Consider the following 22,138-nt stretch of genomic DNA (forward strand, 5'->3'; position numbering starts at 1 on the left):
AATTAGGGTTGTAGGCTTTAAGTACTAGGCAAAATGTTTATAGCATCTCATTTGCTTATTGCTTAAAGCTTATTCCCTACCGCAAACATCATAGTATTGCACCTTTAAGAATGATGGAAGCGATTGAGAAATAGATTACTAAACCAGTGACATCGACCAATGTTGCGACAAATGGTGCTGATGAAGTAGCTGGATCAAGTTTAAGTTTTTTCAGGAACATCGGAATCAGTGAGCCAGTTAAAGTACCCCAAAGCACGATACCAATCAGCGAGAAAAAGATTGTCCAGCCTACCAATACCCAATGCTGTCCGTAATCAAAAATACCCATATTTTGCCACAAAGCGATTCGAATAAAGCCAATTGCACCAAGCACTAAGCCAAGGGTCAAGCCCGAAAGTAGTTCTCGACGAGCTACGTACCACCAATCTTTGAGAGTGATTTCTTTTAATGCCATCGCTCTAATAATCAAAGTGGCTGCCTGTGAACCACTATTGCCTCCACTCGAAATAATGAGGGGTACAAAAAGTGCTAAAACCACAGCTTTGGCAATCTCTGCTTCAAAATGCCCCATTGCAGAGGCGGTAAGCATTTCCCCCAAAAACAATACAATCAACCAGCCTGCTCTTTTTTTAATCAAGTCCCAGAAGGGCGTACGCACATAAGGATAATCCAACTCTTCCAAACCACCTATTTTCTGAATATCCTTAGTATTTTCTCTTTCAGCGACGTCCAAAATATCATCAATCGTAACCACTCCCAAGAGTACATTTTGTTCGTTTACGACGGGCAATGTCACCCTGTCGTATTCCTTAAACATACTTACTGCACTTTCTTGATTTTCTTGAATGGTCAAACTTGGACAAAAATGGTCTAAAAGTTCTCCAATTCGTTGGTCTGGCTCATTGAATACCAATCGGCGAATTGGTACGTCGTCTATCAATTTATTTTTTTCGTCTACAACAAAAATTACATCTGCGGTTTCGCTATCTGAGTAATTTTGACGGATGTAATCAATGGCTTCCGATACGCTTTTGTTTTGCTGAATAGTTACAGCATTGGTATTCATAATGCGCGCAACGCTGTCTTTGGGATAGCCTAACAAATTATGTGTCAGTTCTTTTTGACTTTGATTGAGCAAATTGATATAGCGCGTTTGTTCCCAATCTTTCAAAGACGATAAAAACATCATTCTATCATCAGAGTGGAGTTTGCTAAGAAGATGACTTGCTTTATTGCTCGAAAAATTTTCTAACAAATCTTGTTGTAAAACAGTATCGAGATACGCAAAAACATTGACTTGACTCTCCTCATCAAAAGCTAAATATGCTTTCAGTGCATTTTCAAAAGGTAGGGTTTCAAACAACTGCGCTACTTTTGATGGGTGCACATAATTTTTATGACCTCTCTTAAACAATAAGTCTGAAAAGTCATTTTTCAAGATTTTTTCTCTAAAAGTCATACGTGGTGTTGGGGAGAAAAATCAAATTATACCTTTTATAAAAACCCCGTTCAACAAGCTTTTAACTTAAACATTCAAGCTAAGAGCAACCTCTAATATCCAAACGACAAGCCTTTGAGCTGAATAGCACCCGTATTTACTACCTGTTCGTTGTTTTGCAAACCACTAAAAATGATTACACGATCGCCAATTTGTTGTCCAGTGTGTACCTCTCTGCGTTCAAAGCTTTTGTTGTCCTTTTTCACAAAAACAAAGTTTTTACCTTGAACGGTAATCAACGCATTTTTATCTACACTGATAAAATGACCTTCACTAATCCCAAATGAAACCAAAGCAAACATCCCTGAACGGAATTTAGCTTGTTTGTTATTAATCAAGATTCTTACCTTAGTCATGTGGCTGGTATTATCCATTACATCTGCAATACCATTGACGATACCCACATGATTTTCTTCAGGATAGGCCGTAAATCTAATTTGGCATTTTGCACCTTTATGGATTTTAAGAATCTGGTTTTCAGAAACATCTGCGATAATCCAACCATTTCCTACAGGAGAATCAATTAAAGTTTCTGGGTCAAATCCTGCCACTTTCAGATTGGTACTATGCTCAATAATCAAACTGCGTTCGGCAATCAAATCAGCTTCGGCACTGGCTTTTTCTGATTGTGCGATTGATTTTTCACTTTCTGCCAACAACTTATCTGTACGAGCATCCGAAACGTCCTTGCCTGTGGCAGAACCATGAGCTTTCAAGTCTTCAAAACGCTCAATTTCAATTTGCTTTTGTTTGATAATAGCGTCTTTCTGAGCAATGACAGATTGTTTTTGCAATACCACTGCTTTGCGTTGAGCAATAGCAGACTGGTGATTCAAGAGTTCGGTATAATCTGATGTTAAATCAGGATTGCTAAACAAAACCACTTTATCCGCCACAACCGTTGCCACTACTTGCGCAGGGGCCGTCAAGTCTGCCGAAATAAGTGAGCTAGCTACAGTTTCTGTTTTGAAAAATGCAGCACTTTGTTTATCTGGAATCGAAATGGTAACACCATCCTTAGATACCGATGGCGACTGAATATCGTTGTTGGTATTCTTTGTTTCTTTTTTGCACCCCCAAATTGAAAGCGAAACTAGAGATACTATGAATAAGATTCTTTTCATTATTGTGCCAATTTGTTGATTAAACCTGTAACACTTAATAGCTGAATTTGGCTTTGGTGATACTTATGCAATAGATTGGTATATTGTTGCTGCGTTTCAAGCCAACTTCTTTGTGCTTCCAAAAAGTCGATAATTGTGGTACCACCCACCGAATAGGAATAGCGAACATTTTTCAAGATTTGATCGGCTTGCTCAGTAATCAAAGCATAACCCTTCAGATTATTTTGATTAGTTTCTCTTTGCAAACTTGCGTTCTGAACTTCAGTTCGGATGGTGTTCTGTACGGCTTCAATTTGTGTAAGCGCTTGTTCTCGTTGCACTTTTGCCTTTTTGATTTCGCCTTGATTTCTATCAAAAAATGGCAATTCTACGGTGGCATAAATCCCAAAATATGGCAATGTATTTTGTGGGTTATAAATAAACCCTGCCTCTGTCTTAGGAAAAGCCAAAGATTGTTGCAACTTGATATTCGACTCCATTACGCTTTGTCGCGTTTGAAAATACTGTAAATCTGTTCTACTTGCGTAGGCATCGGCAAGCAAGGAATCTACTTTCAGAAAACTATCAACACCAAGATCAGCACTAGTTGAAATAGACAAATTTTCTTTGGCACCAATCATCAATTGTAGTTCGTTCAATTGCTGTCTTAACTCCTGATTTAGCTCAGAAATCTGAATTTTATATTGCTTGGCAATCAATTGAGTACGATAAAGCTCGGTTTCAGTAATAATTTGTTTCTTGAAACGGTAGCTATTAATCGTCACCAAAGTATCAATATTGTTTACGGCTGTTTTTAATAAATCGATTTGCTTTCTTGTATTCCAAGCCTCAACCCATTTGAACGCAACGTCTGTATAAAGACCACGTTGAAATTCGGCGTATTCTTTTTCTGCTAATTTGACATTTTGGTTAGCATAATCGATACGATTTTTACGTTGCCCGCTCAACTGAATCTCTTTGGTCAACTGCCACCAAGTTTGCATACTTTCACCTGTAAGCAATTTGGGATTATTGGCGAGTTGTGAAGGCCTAAGAGCCTGTAAAGACTGATTATTGAGTATTGGGTTGGGGCGCAGCTTAGCCGTAACAATATCGGCTCTGGATGCGTCAACCCCTAAAGCTCCCACCTTCATATAGGGGTTTTGCTCGGTGGCAGTTTTGAGGGCTTGTGTTAGGCTTATCACATTTTGAGCATAACCTTTGCCGACTACCAGCGAGAGTAAAAGGACTATTTTTATTCTCTTCATCATTGCTTTGAGGGTCATCGTATAGCGGTACAAAACTATATTTTACGATTAAGAAAGACTGTTAGAGCTCTAATAGAAAAAAATTAGAAAATTATTAGAAGAGTGCGATAAAATAGAAGAATTATAAGTTGTTTCACTAAAAGGTATAGATGAAATTAATAGGTATATGGTAGATGGACAAGAAATGTTGTTCCCTGAGTTTTTATGGACTTTACCTGAATGGTTCCGCCATGTAGTTCTACGATACGTTTGGTAAGTGATAGTCCTATGCCGTTTCCATCGGCATGGCTTTTGTTTTCTCCTCTAAAAAAAGGTGTAAAAAGTCTTTCCAAGTCTTTTTCTGAAATGCCTATTCCATGATCTTCAAAGGAGACTAAAATACCATTTTTATCGAAGAAGATTGACACCAACATTTGTTTTTCAGGTGAAAACTTACAACCATTTTCCATTAAATTCACAAAAGCTGTTTTGAGCAGATATTCGTTGGCGTTGACTGAGATTTGGGCGTCATCTTCAAAATCTTCTTCAAAATGAATATCAATCTTATAATCTGGATTTGATTTTTGAATCAACAAACAAGCATCCAAAATCAGTTCGTCGATTCTCACAGGACGAAATGATATTTCGGAAGGGTCATAACTTGCTTTGGCAAAATCGAGGAGGCTATTAGACAAACGTACCATTTTTCGGGCGTCGTTGAGGGCATTATGGATAGCCAATTTATACTCGGTATTTGTGCGTTCCTTTTCGCTAGTTAGTTCCAGTTCTGCCACGATAGCTGCCAGTGGAGTACGTAGTTCATGAGAGATATTGGAGACGAAGCTCTTTTGGGCATCAAACGAATTTTCCAATCGATTTAGCATTTGATTGAAAGTTTCGGCCAATTCTGTTAATTCATCCTTGTCTGGTGTAGTCACCAATCGAAGATCCAGATTGGTACCCGAAATTTGTTTGGCTTTATCGGTCATTTCTCTGATAGGGTCAAGCACATGAAGCGCAAAGAAATAAGCGATGATGTAAATCATGATGATGGAAAGCACAAAAAAAGCGATTGTACTTTCAAAAAGTGTTTGCAATTTATTGTAGCCAAACTGGTCGTAAGCGGCAGCTGTTACTAGATATTTTTTCCCTTCGTACTTGTATTTAATACCGATAATATCCCAATTATTTTTCTGTAGACGCACTTGTCCATTACTAAAAACGGTATGCATCATTTCCTTGGTTTCTTTCACAAAATCCAGTTCCGAGGCATCATGATATACCAAGTTAAAGGTAGAATCATAAATCGCTACCTCCACTTCACTGATAGTCTGGCGATTGTTTTTGTAGATTCTTTGGAGGGTTTTGGCACTTACTTGGGCATCAAAAAAGAGGTTAGCCTTCGTTACAGCCTCTTTTTTGAGTCTGGTAAAAAACTGGACTTCTCTATCTCTTTTGGCAGAAAGGTATATCAAGCTTGCAAAAGCAAACAAAATAATAACTGACAAAAAGATAAACAAAAGGCTAATTTTGGTCCGAATTTTCATAAGTCTGATTTAAGAATAAAGCCCATTCCTGATTTGGTGTGAATCAATTTTTTCTCAAAACTTTTATCAATCTTTTTTCTAAGATAATTTATATACACATCGATAAAATTCGTACCCGTATCAAAATGAGTATCCCAAACTTTTTCTGCAATTTCAGTTCTAGAAAGGACTCTTTCTGGATTTTGAAGTAAATATTCTAGCAACTTAAATTCCTTGGGAGTTAAATCGATATCTACCTCTCCCCTTTTCACAGTTTTGTTTTGGAGATTCAATTCTAACTCATCGTATTTGAGCACATTGCTGTAAGTCTGTGGAGTTTTGCTTTGACGTTTGAGAAGCACTCGAATACGCGCCATCAGTTCTCTTATTTCAAATGGCTTTACCAAATAATCATCAGCACCAGCATCAAAGCCTTCGAGTTTGTCGTCGGTAGTACCCAAGGCAGTGAGCATGATAATAGGAATTTCGAGGTTTGCTTCTCGCAATTGCTTACACAATTCGAGACCATCCATCTTAGGCAAAATAATATCTGTAATAATCAACTCATAAGGATGCTGAAGGGCTAATTTTTTCCCCATAACACCATCGTACGCTACTGTAGCCGAAAAACCTTGCTCCTCCAAACCTCGCTTGATTAGCTCCGAAACTCTTAAATCGTCTTCAATTACTAGAATATCCATCATGTTTAATGCCTTTTATTTGACTACGAAAGTAAGGAGAAACGCTTGAATACCCGTTGGATTAATTAATTTTTTGGATAAACAAGCGTTATTTTACTTCTTTTGAAAGCCCGCTAGAAGTAATTATTTCAGATGTCGGATGTTGGGTTTCGGAAGTATAGTTTATTCTTTTCAAAAATTGAAGAAATACAACCTCATTTACGAAATCTACAATCGTGATTCTACCGTTTTGAAAGGAACATTGCTAAATCAAGCTGAAAAGTGCTGGTTTGAAAGCTTATAGATGCCCCTATCAGTCTGGAATCAAACCTTGGCATTTGTAAATATTTTGCTTTAGCTTCTATGTGCAAATCATATTTTGGAGTCATTTTCCATCGACTATCTACCCCAATATTGAGCCCATAAAAAACATTCAAATTCGGTTTTGTATCTTCTCTATATAATTCTGGTTTATAAATTACATCGGGAGCCACATAACGAGGAATTGTACTATAAGCTGTCATTTTGCCCCCCATTGGAACAAAAAATGATGGTCCAATAAATATCTTAAACTGATGTTTGGTATTGTTCAAGTCACTCAATGCATACTTAAATTTGGTATCTATACCTATGCCAGAAATATCAAATTCCCCTACACTATTGTATTGATATTTTTCTTCCATGCTGGTGTAGGGCACTCCTAATTTATAGGGTATTTCGCCATAGATTTTTGTCCAAAAAACATCCACACCAAATGAGATTCTACTTCTTCCTTCAAATTCGGCATTGATTCCAAATTGAGGTTGAGCATTGATGTCATAATAAAGAACATCAGTTGTATGCGAATATGAAAGGCTATGTGCACTTGTTGCAACACCCAAGTAAGGCGAAATAGAAGCCTTTAATCTCTGACTCGGCAACGGGTAAACCTTAGGATAATATTTTGGATAAATCTCCTCGTTGTAGGTTGTAACCAGTTGCGACAGGTACTCTTCCTTGTATTTTATTTTCTGATAGCCTGCTGATCTCAATTTGGGAGTGTAAGAAAAATCTGGAAAAAAGACGAGCAAATATCCTCGAAGTTTTTCTTTAGGAATCAGGACAACTTCTTTACCTTTTGAGTAAAAATACAACTGTAATTTTCTACTGAAAAATAGTGACACAGGTGCAATGACACTCGCTTCTAGTAAAATTGGATTTTCTTTAAACTCTTTGACTACAAATAGATACTTGCCTTCCGTTTTGACTGAATCGATTTGTGAAATTGGCAAGGTTGTATATTGCTCGTTTTCTTTTAAAATCGACACTTTGGTGTAATGATCTGTAAACTTGATTGATCCTTTGATAGGCGCTTCTCGGTTCTTGACATAAACTACTCCGTCGGCTCGAATACCATATTGTCCAAAGCTAGTTTTAAATGAAAATAACAGCAATAGTAGACTGATAAATGATAGGCTGGTGTTTGTTCTCATGGTAGATGTTGGGTAGAAATTATTAAAATAGGAATTAGTAAACGTATTTTATGTGCTTGAAGGTAGTAGAATATTTTCAAATGGGCAAATGAAACCGATGATAACGCAAACCGCCTCAAAAGCAAATCTTTGAGGCGGTTATACGTTTTTCTATTCTACAGTTACACCGTTTGTTTTTAAAACTTTATGAAAAAACAATACATGATACGGCAAAGAATTTTGCCAATACTCCCACGTATGTGCACCTGGGCGCTCAGTGTAATCGTGAGGCGTTCCGTTGTAGACTAAACGTCGATGCAATTCACGATTTACTTCTATCAAAAAATCATCGACACCACAATCAATTGTCACTGGCAGATTATTGGCTTTAATTGTTTCTGCCATATTCACGACGGAATTTTTGAAAAATACTTCCTGACTTACATCCGAAGTTCCCAGTAATTTCTGGAATCTATCTTTGAGCGATTGGGTAAAAGCCTCATTGATTTTGAATTTGGTATAATTCATATCCATAGCACCACTCATCGTTCCTGCGGCAGCAAACAATTCGGGATGGCGAGTAGACAAATACATGGCACCGTGACCACCCATCGATAAACCAGTGATAACTCTTCCTTTTTTATCCTTAACCGTTCGGTAGGTGTTATCTATTTTTTGAATGACCTCTTTGGTAATATAGGTTTCAAATTTGTTTGTGGCGTCGTAAGGACTATCTAAATACCAGCCAAAAGTTTCACCTTCGGGCATTACGATAATCATATTGTATTGGTCTGCCAAGTTTTTGACCAGCATCTTATCAGGCGTAGACGTTAGCCAGTCCCTAAAATGTCCGCCTCCTCCATGAAGCAAATAAAGCACAGGATAAGAAGCTTTGTTTTTGGCGTAGGAGTTGGGTAGTACCACAGCTGCCTTGTAAGTTTTGTTCATGGCAGTGCTTGGTACATCCAAACTATCAACGGTCGAAGCGAAAGATACTGATGTAAGCAGTGAAAACACGCCTACAAGCACAAGTTTAAGTTTTTTGGATAATAACATAATGAATAGAATAAATGTGAAAAGAAGGTATTTTTTGTACAATTTAAGGATAAATCATAACAATTCTCTTTCCCCATTTGCCTCAAGCAATTTTTGTAGACTTTTATTTCTTTTTCAAAATATCAGTTATGATTCCAGAAATCGTAAAACCGAGTATTGCACCATACGGCACCATCGTTTGCCACTGCGATTTGAGCGGACAAGTACCTGTCAAACAACCAATTTCTGACCAATAAAAATATCCTCCAATAGCACCGATTAAGGCGCCAAATACTTTCCATTTGTTAGGTAAAAATCTCATTTTATTTTCCATACCATGTGTCAATTTTGAATTGTGAATCTCGAATTGTGAATTAGTTGTGATGGCAACCCAAGGGTTGCCACTACGTTAAAATGCGGATGATGGGAATGCCTCTGAACAAAACAAAACTCCTAGAAAAGCCCCATTAAAAAATTAAAACATTGACTATTAATTATTTATAAATCCATTTTCAAATCTTCAAATTCTCAAATTTTCAAATTAAATTACTTACCATTTATAATTAACCACCAAATTCAACTGGCTCATATCCACTTTGTTTTGGACATATTTGAGATTGTCATAGACCAAGCCCTGATTTGCTTTGTATATGCCGAGCGCTTGCAGGCTTAGTCCTTTCAAATTTCCCAGAAAACTATACTGCACATTAAGCATCGTATGCGAATAATCTGGAACGCCATATTTATTCAGTCGAGTATCTTTTACATCTGGCATGTTATAATACCCATAGGCAGTCTCAAGCTTCCAATTTTTGGAGAAAGTATAAGCATATTTGGCGGTATACGCCCATACATCTCCTGAACCTTCATTGCGCTCTCTGGGAATAAAAGTATAAAATTGCTCTACGCCCCATTCACGTGGCATCTGATAACGTCCTTGTGCGGTAATACGCCCGAAATTGAGTGAGCCTTCCCATTTTTTATCTTTCAAACCTAATCTGACATTAATAATAACAGGCTTATTTTCTTTAGTAAAATATACCTGACTAGCTACATCGCTCCCTCCATTGCCAAGCTGTCGCTGGGTTGCTAGCAATCCTCCCAACATTAACTGTTGGTTGTTCCAAATAGATTTGCGGTATTCTGTTTTGAGATAGGCCGTATGAAAAACATTTTCGACTAAAATATCACTCGCCAAGATTTGCCACTTTGAATTTGGTTTAAACATTACTTCCGCAATACCGATACCCTTGGTGGTGGTATGACCCGCATATTGCGATTTGGTACCATCTGGATTTAACCCTACAGGATAAATCCCAAAGGAGTTTGCCACATAAACCCATTTTACGGCCGACCTTGGGTTTATGCCCGTAATTGCTTCAAGACCAATTTGCCACTTACTACTTGGAATATATTTAAGGTAAAGTCCTTGCACCAAGGTTGGACTCATGCGTCCGTCTTGGGCATTTAAGAAGATATTTTGAGGAATATAATTACCCACCAATGCTTGGACTTTCTTGGTGCGATACTGCAAATTGAGTTCCTGTAAACGCAAAAGCATATCCTTATTGTTAGGATTGGTAAAATCAAACATCCCCCACTCATAACGATTTAACTGAAGACTCTTAAGGTCTGGAATAGAAAAATTAGGAGCATATATCTGTTGCGTCAAGCTACCTGAAATAGCTAATCGAAAACCCTTGAATGATAAAGTTTGATAACCAAGCGTAAGTCCAATAGCGCCAGCCGAATAATCGCTGAGTTCGTCCTTATTCCAAGTCGAAATGGACATCAATCTGACTTGACCTGTAATATTTCCTTTGGACAATGCTCCGACAAAACTACTATCCGTTTGTGCCTGTAAAAACAATGGAAAAATAAAGAAAATGACTATTTGAAAAATATTACGCATACATCTAAGTGATTAAGTATGCCCAAAATTATCAAAGAGAAAAATGTTAAAAAGTGATATTTGTTACAGAAGAAATTTTAGGAAGATTTTGCTGTAGGCGCAGAGCTGTAGGCATTATGCGTTAATAATTTGCCTTTTTACTTGAGAATTCTCAAGAGGCACCACTTTAACAGTAGCTCTGTAGGCACGATAGTTTGGTAATATTGAACATTTTCCTGAACCACAAAAAGAGCGCCGTAAGTGTGACAGAAAGCAATCTAGCTCGCTTTCTGTCACACTTACGGCGCTCAAAGAAGATTTTTTTCAAGAATGTTGTTGTAGAGGCTACCTCTCATATTTCCGAAATCAGAAATCTCCAATCCGCAATAGCTTAAAATCCTGCCTTTATATACGACCAGCCTTCTTCTTGTTTAAGTGCTAATTCGATTAGTGCAACAGGAACGTATTGAGCTACAGTTAGAATTTGGTCTTTAGTTATTTTCTGGGATTTCATGGTATTTTCACAAACCGCAAAAACAACGCCTTTTTGGGTGAGTGCTTCTATTTGAGGAGTGAGAACATTCCCTTCTTTTTTCATAAATCCAATACCCTTATTGTGTACAACTACCTCTAACTTGGCGGTTGGCCAAACTTCCAAAACGTTATTTAATTGTTTGGTCAATGCGCGATAAGCCGCTGTGTCGGGTGTTGCTAGATGAAATACAATCGCGTGTTCTTTCATTTTTTTAGTTTTTTGTGAAAACGAGGGAAGGCTAGGTATGCACCAGAAAGCCAATGCCCAAAAAAGTATTTTTTTCATTGTTATAGAGTAATTTGAGTTTAAAATATTGAAGACTAACTTGTGAACAGAAGCGCTTAAAGTTAACTAATTTCTTTTCTGCTTCCAGTCTTTAATAGCTTTGAAAGGACCGTATTTATGTTGCAGTTCTGAAAAAGGGTCAGTATAAGGACCAAAAGGATGATCAAATGGTTTCTCAGCAATTTTAGGCCAATCTTGACTCAAATCTTTATGCGGTCTGGTTTGTGAGTTGATATACGCAGCAACATCCCAAGCCTCCTCGTCGCTCAGTTGGGTATTCTGGTAAGTAACACCTAAAGGCATATTGTATTTGACATAGCCAGCCAAGTTGGACAAGCGATACAAACCTGCGCCATCATTATAACTGTTTTTGCCCCAAAGCGGAGGATAGGTAAATTTCTTCCCTCCTTCAGCCAATATTCCTTGCCCATTTGTCTGGTGACAACTTTGGCATTTTTGGGTGTAAACTTCCTCACCTTTTGTAGGGTCAGCTGCTCGTTGGAGTAGTTTTAATTTGAAAATACCCGTGCCCTTTGGCGTATGTTTTTTCTCTACGTCGGAGCCTATCCAGTCCATATATGCCACCATTGCACGCATTTCTTTACTAGTCGAATCCAATGCTTTTCCATTCAAACTTCTCTCAAAACAATCATTAATTCGTTTCTCTTTCGATTCAAGTTTTCCTGAACGAGCACGAAATTTGGGATAGGTAGATGCCACTGCAAAATAGTTGTTTCCCCATGCCTTAGTACCCGCATTCAAATGGCAATTTTGACAATTCATTCCATTAGAAATATGAGATACTGTGCCATTGGGGCCTAAATATTCAGCAGTATTAGCAATCAAATCTTTCCCATAGTGAATCAAATCACGCTGATTTTTATCGAGTTGAGCTAATCGCCAATCGGCAGGGGCTTCCCACAAGTGTGTAAAATTGGAATCTGGAGCTTGATAGTTTTTTACTAAAAGTGAGTCTGTTGAGTTGGAACTACTTGATGGTTTTTCATTTATCACTAAACCTAAAACCGTAAAAACCAAAACAACTAGAACAGAAACCAGTCCTAGCATCATTTTGGTAGAGAAACCCAAAGAATTTTCGATATTGCTCTGCATAACTTTAAACTAAATGAGTGAATTTAGAATTGTCTTATTTAATCAATCAATGTATTTCAAAGTTAGCAGAGTGATTCTTGGTATTCTGTAACATCTGTCACAAATACCCAAACTATTGACAATCTTCCAACCAATGCTCAATCATAAAGCTTTTATCTTTTTTGGAATAGGCAGCAATAGGTTTTGTCCAAGGAAGTTTTTCAAGTTGTTCAAGCACACAACTTTTATCATGAAAAACCATTTTTAAATTTTGGCGAGACATCCATAAAATCGGAGAATCAGGCGTTTCACTAAAATAATAAAGGGTATTGTTGGTATCACCTACATAGTTTTCTTGTGAATAAACTACAAGTTTCCCTAATTGTTCAACCTTGTAAAAGTTACCTTCAAAAAAACGATACACGTCTTTATCTTCTTGCTGATAACCCCAAAAATGATGTATGTCCAATATTTGAGTTTGCCCATCTTTGATATGCACTTCTATCGCCCCTTTACTCGCTTTCCAGTCCACCGAACGGATGTCTTGCGTGGCAATATTTGGCAAGGCAATATCTTTACTATTACCCAAAACTCTTGAAATATGATTGCCTTTGGGTTGTTTTCCAGCTTTAGTCTGAAATGTCAACAGGCTTAAAAGCAAAAGTGAAATAATGGTTCTCATAGTTTTGTTTTATTAAATTGTTGGTAAGTATTTTGGAGCACTGGTCGTTTTTACTAAACAGATTACTCGACCAGTGCTTTTCTTATAATTTCGTTTTTACAGCTACGCCATTCGGTATTTCGTCAGATGCCGTTTTGAGCACCGTATCGCCAGATTTGATGTCACCAAAAATTTCTACTTTTCCCTCTGCTTCTATGCCTTTTTTTACTTCAACCCATGAAGCTATTCCGTTTTCTACTTTTACGACAAAGCATTTTTCTAAGGTAGTAGCTACTGCCGAACTAGGTACAGTAAGGCTAGTCGTATTGCGCTGAAAAGGCAAAGTCACTTGTGTATAGGTACCCGATACCAACTGCAATTGAGGATTCTGAACATCAATTTCGATGAGTTCGGAGCGAGTTTGTTTATTAACGTTATGTGATATACGACTTACTTTTCCTGTAAACTGCTTGTCTGGCAAATTCATTACTGAAAAAGAGATAGGTTGATTCAAGCGAATGGCACTGATGTAACGTTCAGGCACTGGAATTCTTAAACGAAGTCTATTTTCTTGTTTGATTTTAAAAATAGCGACAGCACTTTTATCATTAGGTCCGACAAAAGCCCCAGGCGACAAACGACGTTCGGCAACTACGCCATCAAATGGTGCTTTGATGGATAGATATTCAGTCATCACTTGAATGGATTGATAAACAGCTTTTGTTCCTAACCAAGTCAAACTATCCGACACAATCTTTGAATGAGCAATATCCAAATCATTAGGCGAAACTGTCCCAGGGGTTTGATTGGCTTTTTGCAATCTTTTATAAACCGATTTGCTCGTATTGAGCTGCGACTCAGCCGAACGCATTTTGGCAGTAGCCTCCGCTAATTGCAAACTTAGTTCGGGAGCATCGAGTACGGCCAATACTTGCCCAGTGCTCACACGGTCGCCAATATCCACATGAATTCTTTTGATATATCCATTTACTTTAGGGAAAAGGTCGGTTTCAAAGTAGCTTTCTAATTCGCCAGGAATTTGTAATTCTTGGCTAGGCTTAGCGCTTTCTACCTTAATGACAGGATATATCACTTGCTCTTCGGTATTAGAGCTGATAGGTTCTGATTTGGATTGGGTGCAAGAATCCAATAAAAGTTGGCTTGTCAAAGCCGCTAATATGATAAGATGTGAGAGTTTCATAACGTTCAATATTTTGAATCTGAATACTAATTTTTATCCTCAGGATTTAACGAAGGTGATACTAACGAGCTATTTTTCTGAACGGCTGCAAATACAACAGGCAATACCAACAAGGCAGCAAAAGTTGACGCAACCAAACCTCCAATAACTGCTCGCCCAAGTGGTGCACTTTGTTCACCTGACTCGCTCATACCACTTGCCATCGGAATCATCCCTACGACCATGGCGATAGAAGTCATCAAAATCGGTCGTAAACGAACGGCTCCTGCTACTTTGGCAGCTTGATATGAATCTTTGTAGCTTAATCGAAGTGTTTCGGCATTCGTTACCAATAAAAGTGCATTGGCAACCGATACTCCCACCGACATAATAATCCCCATGTAGGATTGTAGATTGAGCGTGCTTCCAGTTGCCAAAAGAATCAAAATCGAACCCGCCAATACAGCAGGGACAGTCACTAATACCACGCCTGACACCTTAAAAGATTGGTAATTAGCCGCTAGCAACAAGAAAATCACCACAATAGCTAGTGCTAAGCCAGAACTTAAGCTTTGAAGGGTTTCTTCTAAAAGCTTCGCCATTCCTTTCAATTCTACGATAGTTCCTTTGGGCGTTTCACCTGCTTGAGCAATAGCACGATTAACATCGACAGTCGCTGTACCCAAATCAACCTGATGGATATTAGCCGAAACGGTTACGATGCGTCGAGGACCTACACGGTCGTATTCTCCGGGAATTGTTGTTGGCGTAATCGTAGCAACATCTCCCAAGGTTGGTCGTAATTGTCCCGAAATCAGTGGAATATTTTCCATATCCTGTACCGAAGACATTTCGTACTCAGGTAAAGCTACTTGTACCTGATAAGCATATCCTTTCTTCTCGTCTAACCAAAAGTTTTTGGCTGTAAAACGGCTCGAAGAGGTGGCTGCTACAACCGATTTGGATACCATATCGGCGGTCAGTCCAAACTGAGCCAAACGAACTCGATCTATTTTAATATCAAAACTTGGATAGTTCAATGGTTGGTTGATACGAATATCACGGAGGTATGAAATCTTCTTTAATTCAGTGATTAGTTGATTGGCATACTTTTGCCCATCTTTCAAATCCTTTCCTCCTATTCTCACCTCAATCGGCGTTAACGAACCTTGACTCATAATTTTATCCGTTAAATCAATAGGCTCAAAAGACACATTTACACCTGATAATTGTTCACGCACCTTTTTACGAATTTCATCTTTTAGATTATCTAATGAAGTCATTTCGTATTCCTTCGCAATATTGACTTGAAGCGTCGCCTCGTGAGGACCTGCATTGAATACATACAAGGAACTTGTTCCATAACTAGACGGCGTCATACCAACAAATGCCGAAGAAATTTCAATATTCTTATCTTGAACAATGCTTTTAATAATGCCTATAACCTGTTTTACGGCTAATTCGGTACGTTCAATGCGTTTACCTTGTTGTCCAATAATTCTTACCTGAAATTGGTGAGAGTGGTTGAGTTTGGGCATCATATCTTTTCCAATTTTCATAAAACCAACCACAACAACACCAATCGTCACAACAAGGTAGCCGAGAATTAAAGCCTTTTTCTGATTCATCAAACTTTCTAAGAGTCGTAGATAACCCAGTTTGAATTTCTCAAATCCTGAAGTTTTTTCTGGATGTTTTTCTTCGTACTCTTCCATAGCCTCTTCGTGTGGACTATCCAAATCATTCAATATTTTCTTTTCATGCTTACTAGCATGGTCATGTCCTTTTAGCCACCAGTTTGCCAATACTGGAACGAGTGTTTGTGAAAAAATAAATGACGCAATCATCGAAAAGCCAACCGCTAACGACAAAGGCATAAACATTCCTTTGGGAACGCCTGTCATCAATAGAGCAGGAGCAAAAACTGCCAAAATACAAAGTGTAATCAAAACCAAGGGAAACGAAACTTCACGAGTGGCATCCAAAATAGCCCAAGCTTTAGATTTGCCCATTTCCAAATGTTGGTGAATATTTTCGATTACTACGGTAGCTTGATCAACCAAGATACCAATAGCCAAAGCAAGCCCAGACAAAGTCATGATATTGATGGTTTCACCTACTAAATTCAGCGCCAAAATTGCTACTAGCAATGAGGTCGGAATCGTGATGATAACCACAAGTGAGCTTCTTAAATCACCCAAGAAAAGTAATACTACCAAACCCGTCAACAATGCTCCAATCAAACCTTCTGTTCCTAAACTTTCGACCGCATTGGTCACATACACCGACTGGTCAAAGACATATTTTAGCTCTACATAGTCCGGTAAAAGTGATTGCATTTCTGGCATTTTTGCCTTCAAAGCTCTTACTACACTCATCGTTGACGCATCTGAAGTCTTGGTAAGGGGAATATACACCGAACGTTTACCATCTACTAAGGCATATCCTACAGTGACATCGGCAGCATCTTCGACTGAGGCTACATCTCGCAAGAAAACGGTAGTACCCGTTAATCTTTTGATTGGCACATTCAAAAAGTCCTCTACATGTTTCATCACCGAGTTGATTGGCGTCATATAGGTATAGTCGCCCACACGTACGTTCCCAGCAGGTGAAATTTGGTTGTTTTTAACCACCGACTGCACAATTTCATCAGGTGTTAGCTGATAACTACGCATTGCTTCGGGATCTACTCTCACCACAACAGTACGTTCGTTACCGCCAAAAGGTGAAGGTGAAGAAGCCCCAGGAATTTGAGAAAATAAGGGACGAATTTTGGTAGACGCCAAATCTTGTAGCTCATTCAAATCTGCTTTTTTACTACTAAAAACTAACTGACCTACAGGCAAATTAGTCGCATCAAAACGTACTACTGTTGGGGGAACTGTCCCTGGAGGCATATAGTTTAATGATCGGTTTACGTTGTTGGCAACCTCCCCTGCTGCCTGCGCCATGTTTACATTTTCGTAAAAAGTCAACTTCACAATACATAGCCCCTGTACATTTCGTACTTCAATATCTTTTACCCCCGAGACATACAACATTTGGTTTTGGTAACGGGTAGAAATGAAGCCCTCCAACTGGGCGGGCGTCATTCCACCGTAGGGTTGCGCAATATAAATAGTTGGCAAATTCAGTTTTGGGAAAATATCAATGGGTATTTTGAATAAAGCCAAAATCGAAAAAATCGTCAGCCCAAGAATTGCCACAATGACAGTTATGGGTTTCGATAAGGCTCCTGTGAGTAATTTGTCCATATTTTATCATCATTGAGTTGATAGGTGATTGAAATTATCAAAACCCTATCGCTCGAATTCTTTAGTTAAATTGATTGAGAAAAACACTTAGTTCACCTTTTGAAGCATATTGATGCAGCACTGCCCTCCAAACATTATTTCGTGCCACGATTTCGTCTATTTCGGCACGATTTAGAATCATTTGGGTTTGAGTTACTTCCAGAATAGTCCCCAAACCCGCTTGGTAGCGTGACTGTGCCTGAGCATAAGCAGCTTTGGCGGAGGTCAATTGCAATGGAATTTGTTCAAAAACTTCCTTTGCTTTTTGGTATTCGATAGCCGACTGTGCTACTTCTGATTGAATTTTGATAGTTGCTTCATCTCTTTCTTTCTGATAAACCTGACTAAGTGAATGTTGGGCAGATGCTTCTTTTTTGATTCTGAAAATATCAGACATATTCCAGACGGTAGTCAAACCCAACATATAATTATAGGCTCTAAAGCCAAGTCCCGAAAGCGACTGATTATAGACATAATTGCCATCGGCACCCAAATGATCTTCAATCCCCGAACCCTTTGCCCATACCGCCCCACGAGCCATAATGGCAGGTAAATACGATTTTTGGATACTATTGATCTTGAGCGTTGAGGTATTTATCCTTGCTTCAAAAAACCTAAGGATAGGGTGATTATTAAGATTATCGGAAGAATTATTGGCTAAAGCAAAGGGCTGAGTACCATCCAATTTGGTATCGAGTAACTGATATTGGTTTTGTGGTAAACCTAATAATTCTGCCAATCTCACTTTTTGCTGCTCTGCCAGTTTTTGACTTTCTATCAGTAAGATTTTAGCTTTGGCAATATCTGCAACTGCCAAAGAAGTATCTACACCTGCACGTAAGCCCGCAATGGCATTGGCTTTGATCGTTTGGTAAAAAGCCTGTGCTCGTTCCAGATTTTTTTGTTGAATTTTGGTAGCCTCTTGGAACACCAAACTCAGAATATAAGCATCCGATACTTTTGCTTTATGTACATAGACTTCCTTTTCGTAATCCAATTTAGCCTGCTGAATACTGGCATTAGCTACTTTTAAGTCGGCTTCTTTTTTTCCAAAAGTGGCTAGTTTATAGCTCGTCAAAATGGTGGTAAAACTGCTAAATACTGGTTCTGAAGCAAATCCATCGATATTGGTAGTCCCCGAAGACGGAATAGCGGCACCCTCATTAGAAAAATAAGTTCCTCTTACCTGATTAGAACTCGCAAACAAGGTTTGCGCCTGAAACACTACCGAAGGCATGGTATAGTTCAACTTTTTGGCTTCGGCATCACGTTCGTTTGCGTCCATTGCCAACATCTTGGCACGTATCGTTGGATAGTTGGCAGTTGCTGTTTCGACGGCTTGTTGAATACTTAAATTGTTGGGACTATTTTGAGAATATCCTATCGTACAGCACATTAGCAGACCTATTCCCCAATAGACAAATACTCTTTTATCCATAATCTCTGATTGGTTTATGAATCAAAGGTATATGCCACGACTAAGAGCCTTCTGAGAGAGACATTAAAAAGAGATTAAAGAAATAGGGAAAGATTGTGTGATTTTAGGATGGGGAAATGGGCAGATGGAAGTATTTGAGACGGAGAATTTGTTTGGAGACGTAAAATATTATGTCTCTACAGGGTTACATTTTTATGCTTTTGGAATTTTAAACAAATGCTAGTCATCACTTCAGTTTAAATAACTAGTCCAAGACTAAGTCTTGAACTAGTTATTTAAAGTTTGTTGAGCAAACAGTATGCTTTTATTTATGAGTGTAATCTATTCACTGATAAACAATTAACGAATAACCTCATTTTATACAATGGGCAGCAAAATACATACGCAAGTACCTTGATTAATTTCTGATTGAATGTCGAATTTACCTTTATGGATTTCAATAATTTTCTTAACCAAAGTCAACCCAATGCCTGAGCCTTGAATATGTGTACTATTTTTACCACGCATCATTGGCAAAAATACATTTTGAATATCTTCCTTCGAAATGCCAATACCTTGATCCTTGATTTCAACTTTTAAGAAATGAGATTCCTTGGAAAGGATAACAGATATAGGTTTCTTGTTTGAATACTTACAGGCATTATCCAACACATTAATGAGCGCTGAACGAAGCAAATGGAACATCCCATTGACAAGTTCTCCCTCCTCTGACTCGGTAAAGGAATCGTCAATTTTGAAATTAAGTGGCTGTTTGGGGTATTTCTGATTAATCACATCAATGGTATCCATAAGTAATTCGAGGATATTGATTGAGTGCATAAAAATCGGGGATGAAATAGATTCTACTTCTGTCAAATACAACAAGTTATTGGACAAATCAATGGCTCTATCTACTTGCGTAAGGGCTTCTTGAATACTGTTTTTCTGGGCGTCTTCACTTTGGTCATACGCTAGAGAAGTCTGTAATACCCCTTTGGTTACGGTTAAAGGTGTTCGTAATTCGTGTGAAGCGTACGAAATAAAGCGTTTTTGGTTTTCTCCCAGTTTTTGAATTTTTTCTAATAATTGATTGATAGCATCGGCTAAAACAGATGCCTCATTATATTCATTTTCAAAGTTTTTGATACGAAAACCAAAGTCAGAAATGGCCGCTTCTCCCAACTGCGCATTGAGGCGGTCGAAAGGTTGCATAGCTCTTTTTGAAAAAAAATACCCCGTCAAACTAATAATAATCAGCGCTAGGAGATTGCCAATCAAAATGGAATACCGCAACGTATCGCTCATGTTGTGTCCATGCAAATCGTAGGCGGTGACAATAACTACAAATATTCTTCCATTTTGCCAATAGGAAATTCCTAAGCCTTCTTTAGGATAACCCAAGCGCGTATTTTTATAGGTAAAATAGACTTTTTTTTCTGCCCTAATTTGGTTCAGAAGACTTGTTTCGGGAAAATAATCATGGTTGGCATCTGATGTATAAACGATTTTATTTTTGTCATCATACACCGCCTCGTATTGTTCACTCAAAGGAAAGAAAAACTCCTTTTTGAATCGACTCAGGCTTTTTACAAAGCGTTTTGTAGCCTCTGTTCTCGAAATCAAACGGTCGTGCATCAAATTTTCTCTGTAGCTTTCATAAGAATAATACACATACAAAGAAAATAAGATGAGAATAGCCGACACTACAAAGAGGAAGGCAATGATGATTCGTTGCTTAATGGTCATTCTTCTCGTAGGGAATAGCCTCTACCGATAATAGTATGAAGCAGTTTTGGTTCAAAATCTTTATCTAACTTCCTTCTCAGATACGTAATATACACATCGATGACGTTGGTATTTGTATCAAAATTTAAGTCCCAGACTTTTTCCAAGATATCTACCCTACTTACGACTTTGCCTTTATTGAGTAGCAGATATTCCAGCAAATCGTATTCACGTTTGGTAAGTTCAATCTTTTTACCTGAACGAGATACCTCCTGCGTATCCAGATTCAATTTCAAATCAGCAATTTCCAGCATCTTGCTTGGTTTAGAAACAAACATATTTCGACGACCAAGTGCCTTAACTCTCAGTAAAAGCTCTTTAAACTCAAAGGGTTTTGCCAAATAATCATCAGCACCAGCATTGAATCCTATCTCTTTATCTTCGATGGTACTCAATGCGGTTAGCATCATCACGGGTGTAGATGCCCAATTATTTTTAACAAACTTACAAAGCTCAAATCCATTGATACTTGGTAGATTAACGTCCAGAATTACCACGTCATAGGGCTTTTGTGACAAAATTCTTTGACCAATCAAACCGTCGTAAGCTATATCTAAATTAATATTTTCGCTAGAAAAACCTTTCTGAATAAACCCTGCCAATTTGGGGTCATCTTCCACTAGTAATACATGCATAACTTGTTGATTGAGTGTAAATTTTGTAAAAACAACATAAAAAGGAGCACGAAAGTAAAAAACCTTTCCTGAGTTCTTGGAACGATTTACCTGCTAAAAGGTTTAAAATAGGTAAACAACCTCCCCAAACTTTTTCAAAAAATGGACGTTATTTCTATTAAGCTTCTCACTAACAATCTTGAAAAAACTACTGCTTTTTACCAAGAACTCCTCGATTTTGAAGTAGTAACGAAAAATCAACATGAAGTGATTTTCAGGGTTGGAACTTCGCTAATACGTTTTACCGAAAACCTATCCTTTAACACAATTTATCATTTTGCTTTCAACATTCCACAAAACCAAGTAGAATCAGCCTTAAGTTGGTTACAAAGCAAAGTTGAAGTAATTCTAGATACCAACGAGCAATCTATTACAAAGTTTGAAGATTGGAATGCTCAGGGTGTCTATTTTTATGACAATAATGGCAATATTTTAGAATTTATTGCCCGTAAAGACCTGAATGATCATAGTTCAGAGAGTTTTTCAAGTAATTTAATTCGATGTGTTAGTGAAATTGGCTTGGTAAGTGATGAGCCGTTAACTCTTGCAGAAGAATTAATTCAAGAATATGGATTAAATTATTTTGAAAAAGGGCCAATTCTTTCTGACTTCACAGCCTTGGGTGACCACAATGGTTTATTAATTTTGTCCAGAACAGGAAGAAATTGGTATCCGACCCAACATCCTGCACAAAAGAATAGCGTTTCGATTAAATTTACGGTAGAGAATCAAATACATACGTTAGATTTTTAGTTCAGTATGTGGGTAAAGGTCGATGCATT

18 protein-coding genes are annotated in these 22,138 nt (G+C 38.0%); 1 reads left to right on the plus strand and 17 read right to left on the minus strand.

Annotated features, from left to right (window positions below; genetic code table 11):
* Nucleotides 1-88 precede the first annotated feature (88 nt).
* The 17 genes from mgtE to GVN22_RS19915 all read right to left on the minus strand — a co-directional run bounded on the left by mgtE (nt 89) and on the right by GVN22_RS19915 (nt 21,317).
* Nucleotides 89-1,459: a magnesium transporter gene (mgtE, locus tag GVN22_RS19835; protein ID WP_166552753.1), complete on the minus strand. Its 1,371-nt coding sequence runs from the start codon at nt 1,457-1,459 to the stop codon at nt 89-91.
* Nucleotides 1,460-1,551: 92 nt separating this feature from the next.
* Entirely contained in the window at nt 1,552-2,622 is a 1,071-nt protein-coding gene (locus GVN22_RS19840) for an efflux RND transporter periplasmic adaptor subunit (protein ID WP_166552754.1), read from the minus strand.
* Nucleotides 2,622-3,872, minus strand: coding sequence for a TolC family protein (locus GVN22_RS19845; protein ID WP_205690974.1), 1,251 nt, complete (start codon nt 3,870-3,872; stop codon nt 2,622-2,624). Before GVN22_RS19845 ends, GVN22_RS19840 begins: the two co-directional genes overlap by 1 nt.
* A gap of 152 nt (nt 3,873-4,024) precedes the next feature.
* Nucleotides 4,025-5,395: a HAMP domain-containing sensor histidine kinase gene (locus GVN22_RS19850; protein ID WP_166552755.1), complete on the minus strand. Its 1,371-nt coding sequence runs from the start codon at nt 5,393-5,395 to the stop codon at nt 4,025-4,027.
* Nucleotides 5,392-6,078 carry a response regulator transcription factor gene (locus GVN22_RS19855; RefSeq protein ID WP_205690975.1) on the minus strand — a complete coding sequence of 229 codons (687 nt, stop codon included), beginning with the start codon at nt 6,076-6,078 and terminating at the stop codon, nt 5,392-5,394. The genes GVN22_RS19850 and GVN22_RS19855 overlap by 4 nt, the downstream gene beginning before the upstream one ends.
* Nucleotides 6,079-6,296: 218 nt before the next feature.
* Nucleotides 6,297-7,526, minus strand: a complete 1,230-nt coding sequence (locus GVN22_RS19860) for a hypothetical protein (RefSeq protein WP_166552756.1) — start codon at nt 7,524-7,526, stop codon at nt 6,297-6,299.
* A 150-nt stretch (nt 7,527-7,676) separates the two neighbouring features.
* Nucleotides 7,677-8,561, minus strand: a complete 885-nt coding sequence (locus GVN22_RS19865) for an alpha/beta hydrolase family protein (protein WP_166552757.1) — start codon at nt 8,559-8,561, stop codon at nt 7,677-7,679.
* Nucleotides 8,562-8,664: 103 nt separating this feature from the next.
* Nucleotides 8,665-8,874, minus strand: coding sequence for a DUF6132 family protein (locus GVN22_RS19870; protein WP_205690976.1), 210 nt, complete (start codon nt 8,872-8,874; stop codon nt 8,665-8,667).
* Between the two features lie 216 nt (nt 8,875-9,090).
* On the minus strand, nt 9,091-10,452 hold the full coding sequence (locus tag GVN22_RS19875; RefSeq protein WP_166552758.1) for a hypothetical protein: 1,362 nt from the start codon (nt 10,450-10,452) through the stop codon (nt 9,091-9,093).
* Between the two features lie 370 nt (nt 10,453-10,822).
* The gene (locus GVN22_RS19880; protein WP_205690977.1) at nt 10,823-11,173 is read right to left on the minus strand and encodes a DsrE family protein; all 351 of its coding nucleotides are present in this window, start codon (nt 11,171-11,173) and stop codon (nt 10,823-10,825) included.
* Nucleotides 11,174-11,317: 144 nt separating this feature from the next.
* Nucleotides 11,318-12,364 carry a c-type cytochrome gene (locus tag GVN22_RS19885; protein WP_166552760.1) on the minus strand — a complete coding sequence of 349 codons (1,047 nt, stop codon included), beginning with the start codon at nt 12,362-12,364 and terminating at the stop codon, nt 11,318-11,320.
* 112 nt (nt 12,365-12,476) lie between these two features.
* Nucleotides 12,477-13,025, minus strand: a complete 549-nt coding sequence (locus GVN22_RS19890; RefSeq protein ID WP_166552761.1) for a hypothetical protein — start codon at nt 13,023-13,025, stop codon at nt 12,477-12,479.
* Nucleotides 13,026-13,107: 82 nt separating this feature from the next.
* On the minus strand, nt 13,108-14,205 hold the full coding sequence (locus tag GVN22_RS19895; protein WP_166552762.1) for an efflux RND transporter periplasmic adaptor subunit: 1,098 nt from the start codon (nt 14,203-14,205) through the stop codon (nt 13,108-13,110).
* A gap of 26 nt (nt 14,206-14,231) precedes the next feature.
* Nucleotides 14,232-17,441, minus strand: coding sequence for an efflux RND transporter permease subunit (locus GVN22_RS19900; RefSeq protein ID WP_166552763.1), 3,210 nt, complete (start codon nt 17,439-17,441; stop codon nt 14,232-14,234).
* A gap of 61 nt (nt 17,442-17,502) precedes the next feature.
* Nucleotides 17,503-18,918, minus strand: a complete 1,416-nt coding sequence (locus tag GVN22_RS19905; protein WP_166552764.1) for a TolC family protein — start codon at nt 18,916-18,918, stop codon at nt 17,503-17,505.
* A gap of 357 nt (nt 18,919-19,275) precedes the next feature.
* A complete protein-coding gene (locus GVN22_RS19910; protein WP_166552765.1) occupies nt 19,276-20,643 on the minus strand; it encodes a HAMP domain-containing sensor histidine kinase in 1,368 nt (455 codons plus the stop codon).
* Nucleotides 20,640-21,317 carry a response regulator transcription factor gene (locus GVN22_RS19915; protein WP_166552766.1) on the minus strand — a complete coding sequence of 226 codons (678 nt, stop codon included), beginning with the start codon at nt 21,315-21,317 and terminating at the stop codon, nt 20,640-20,642. Before GVN22_RS19915 ends, GVN22_RS19910 begins: the two co-directional genes overlap by 4 nt.
* A 141-nt stretch (nt 21,318-21,458) precedes the next feature.
* Between GVN22_RS19915 and GVN22_RS19920 the strand changes: the two genes are divergently transcribed.
* Nucleotides 21,459-22,109: a VOC family protein gene (locus tag GVN22_RS19920; RefSeq protein ID WP_166552767.1), complete on the plus strand. Its 651-nt coding sequence runs from the start codon at nt 21,459-21,461 to the stop codon at nt 22,107-22,109.
* The last annotated feature ends 29 nt before the right edge of the window (nt 22,110-22,138 follow it).

Origin of the sequence: Cellulophaga sp. BC115SP (genome assembly GCF_009905545.1) — a bacterium.
GTDB lineage: Bacteria > Bacteroidota > Bacteroidia > Cytophagales > Spirosomataceae > Flectobacillus > Flectobacillus rivi.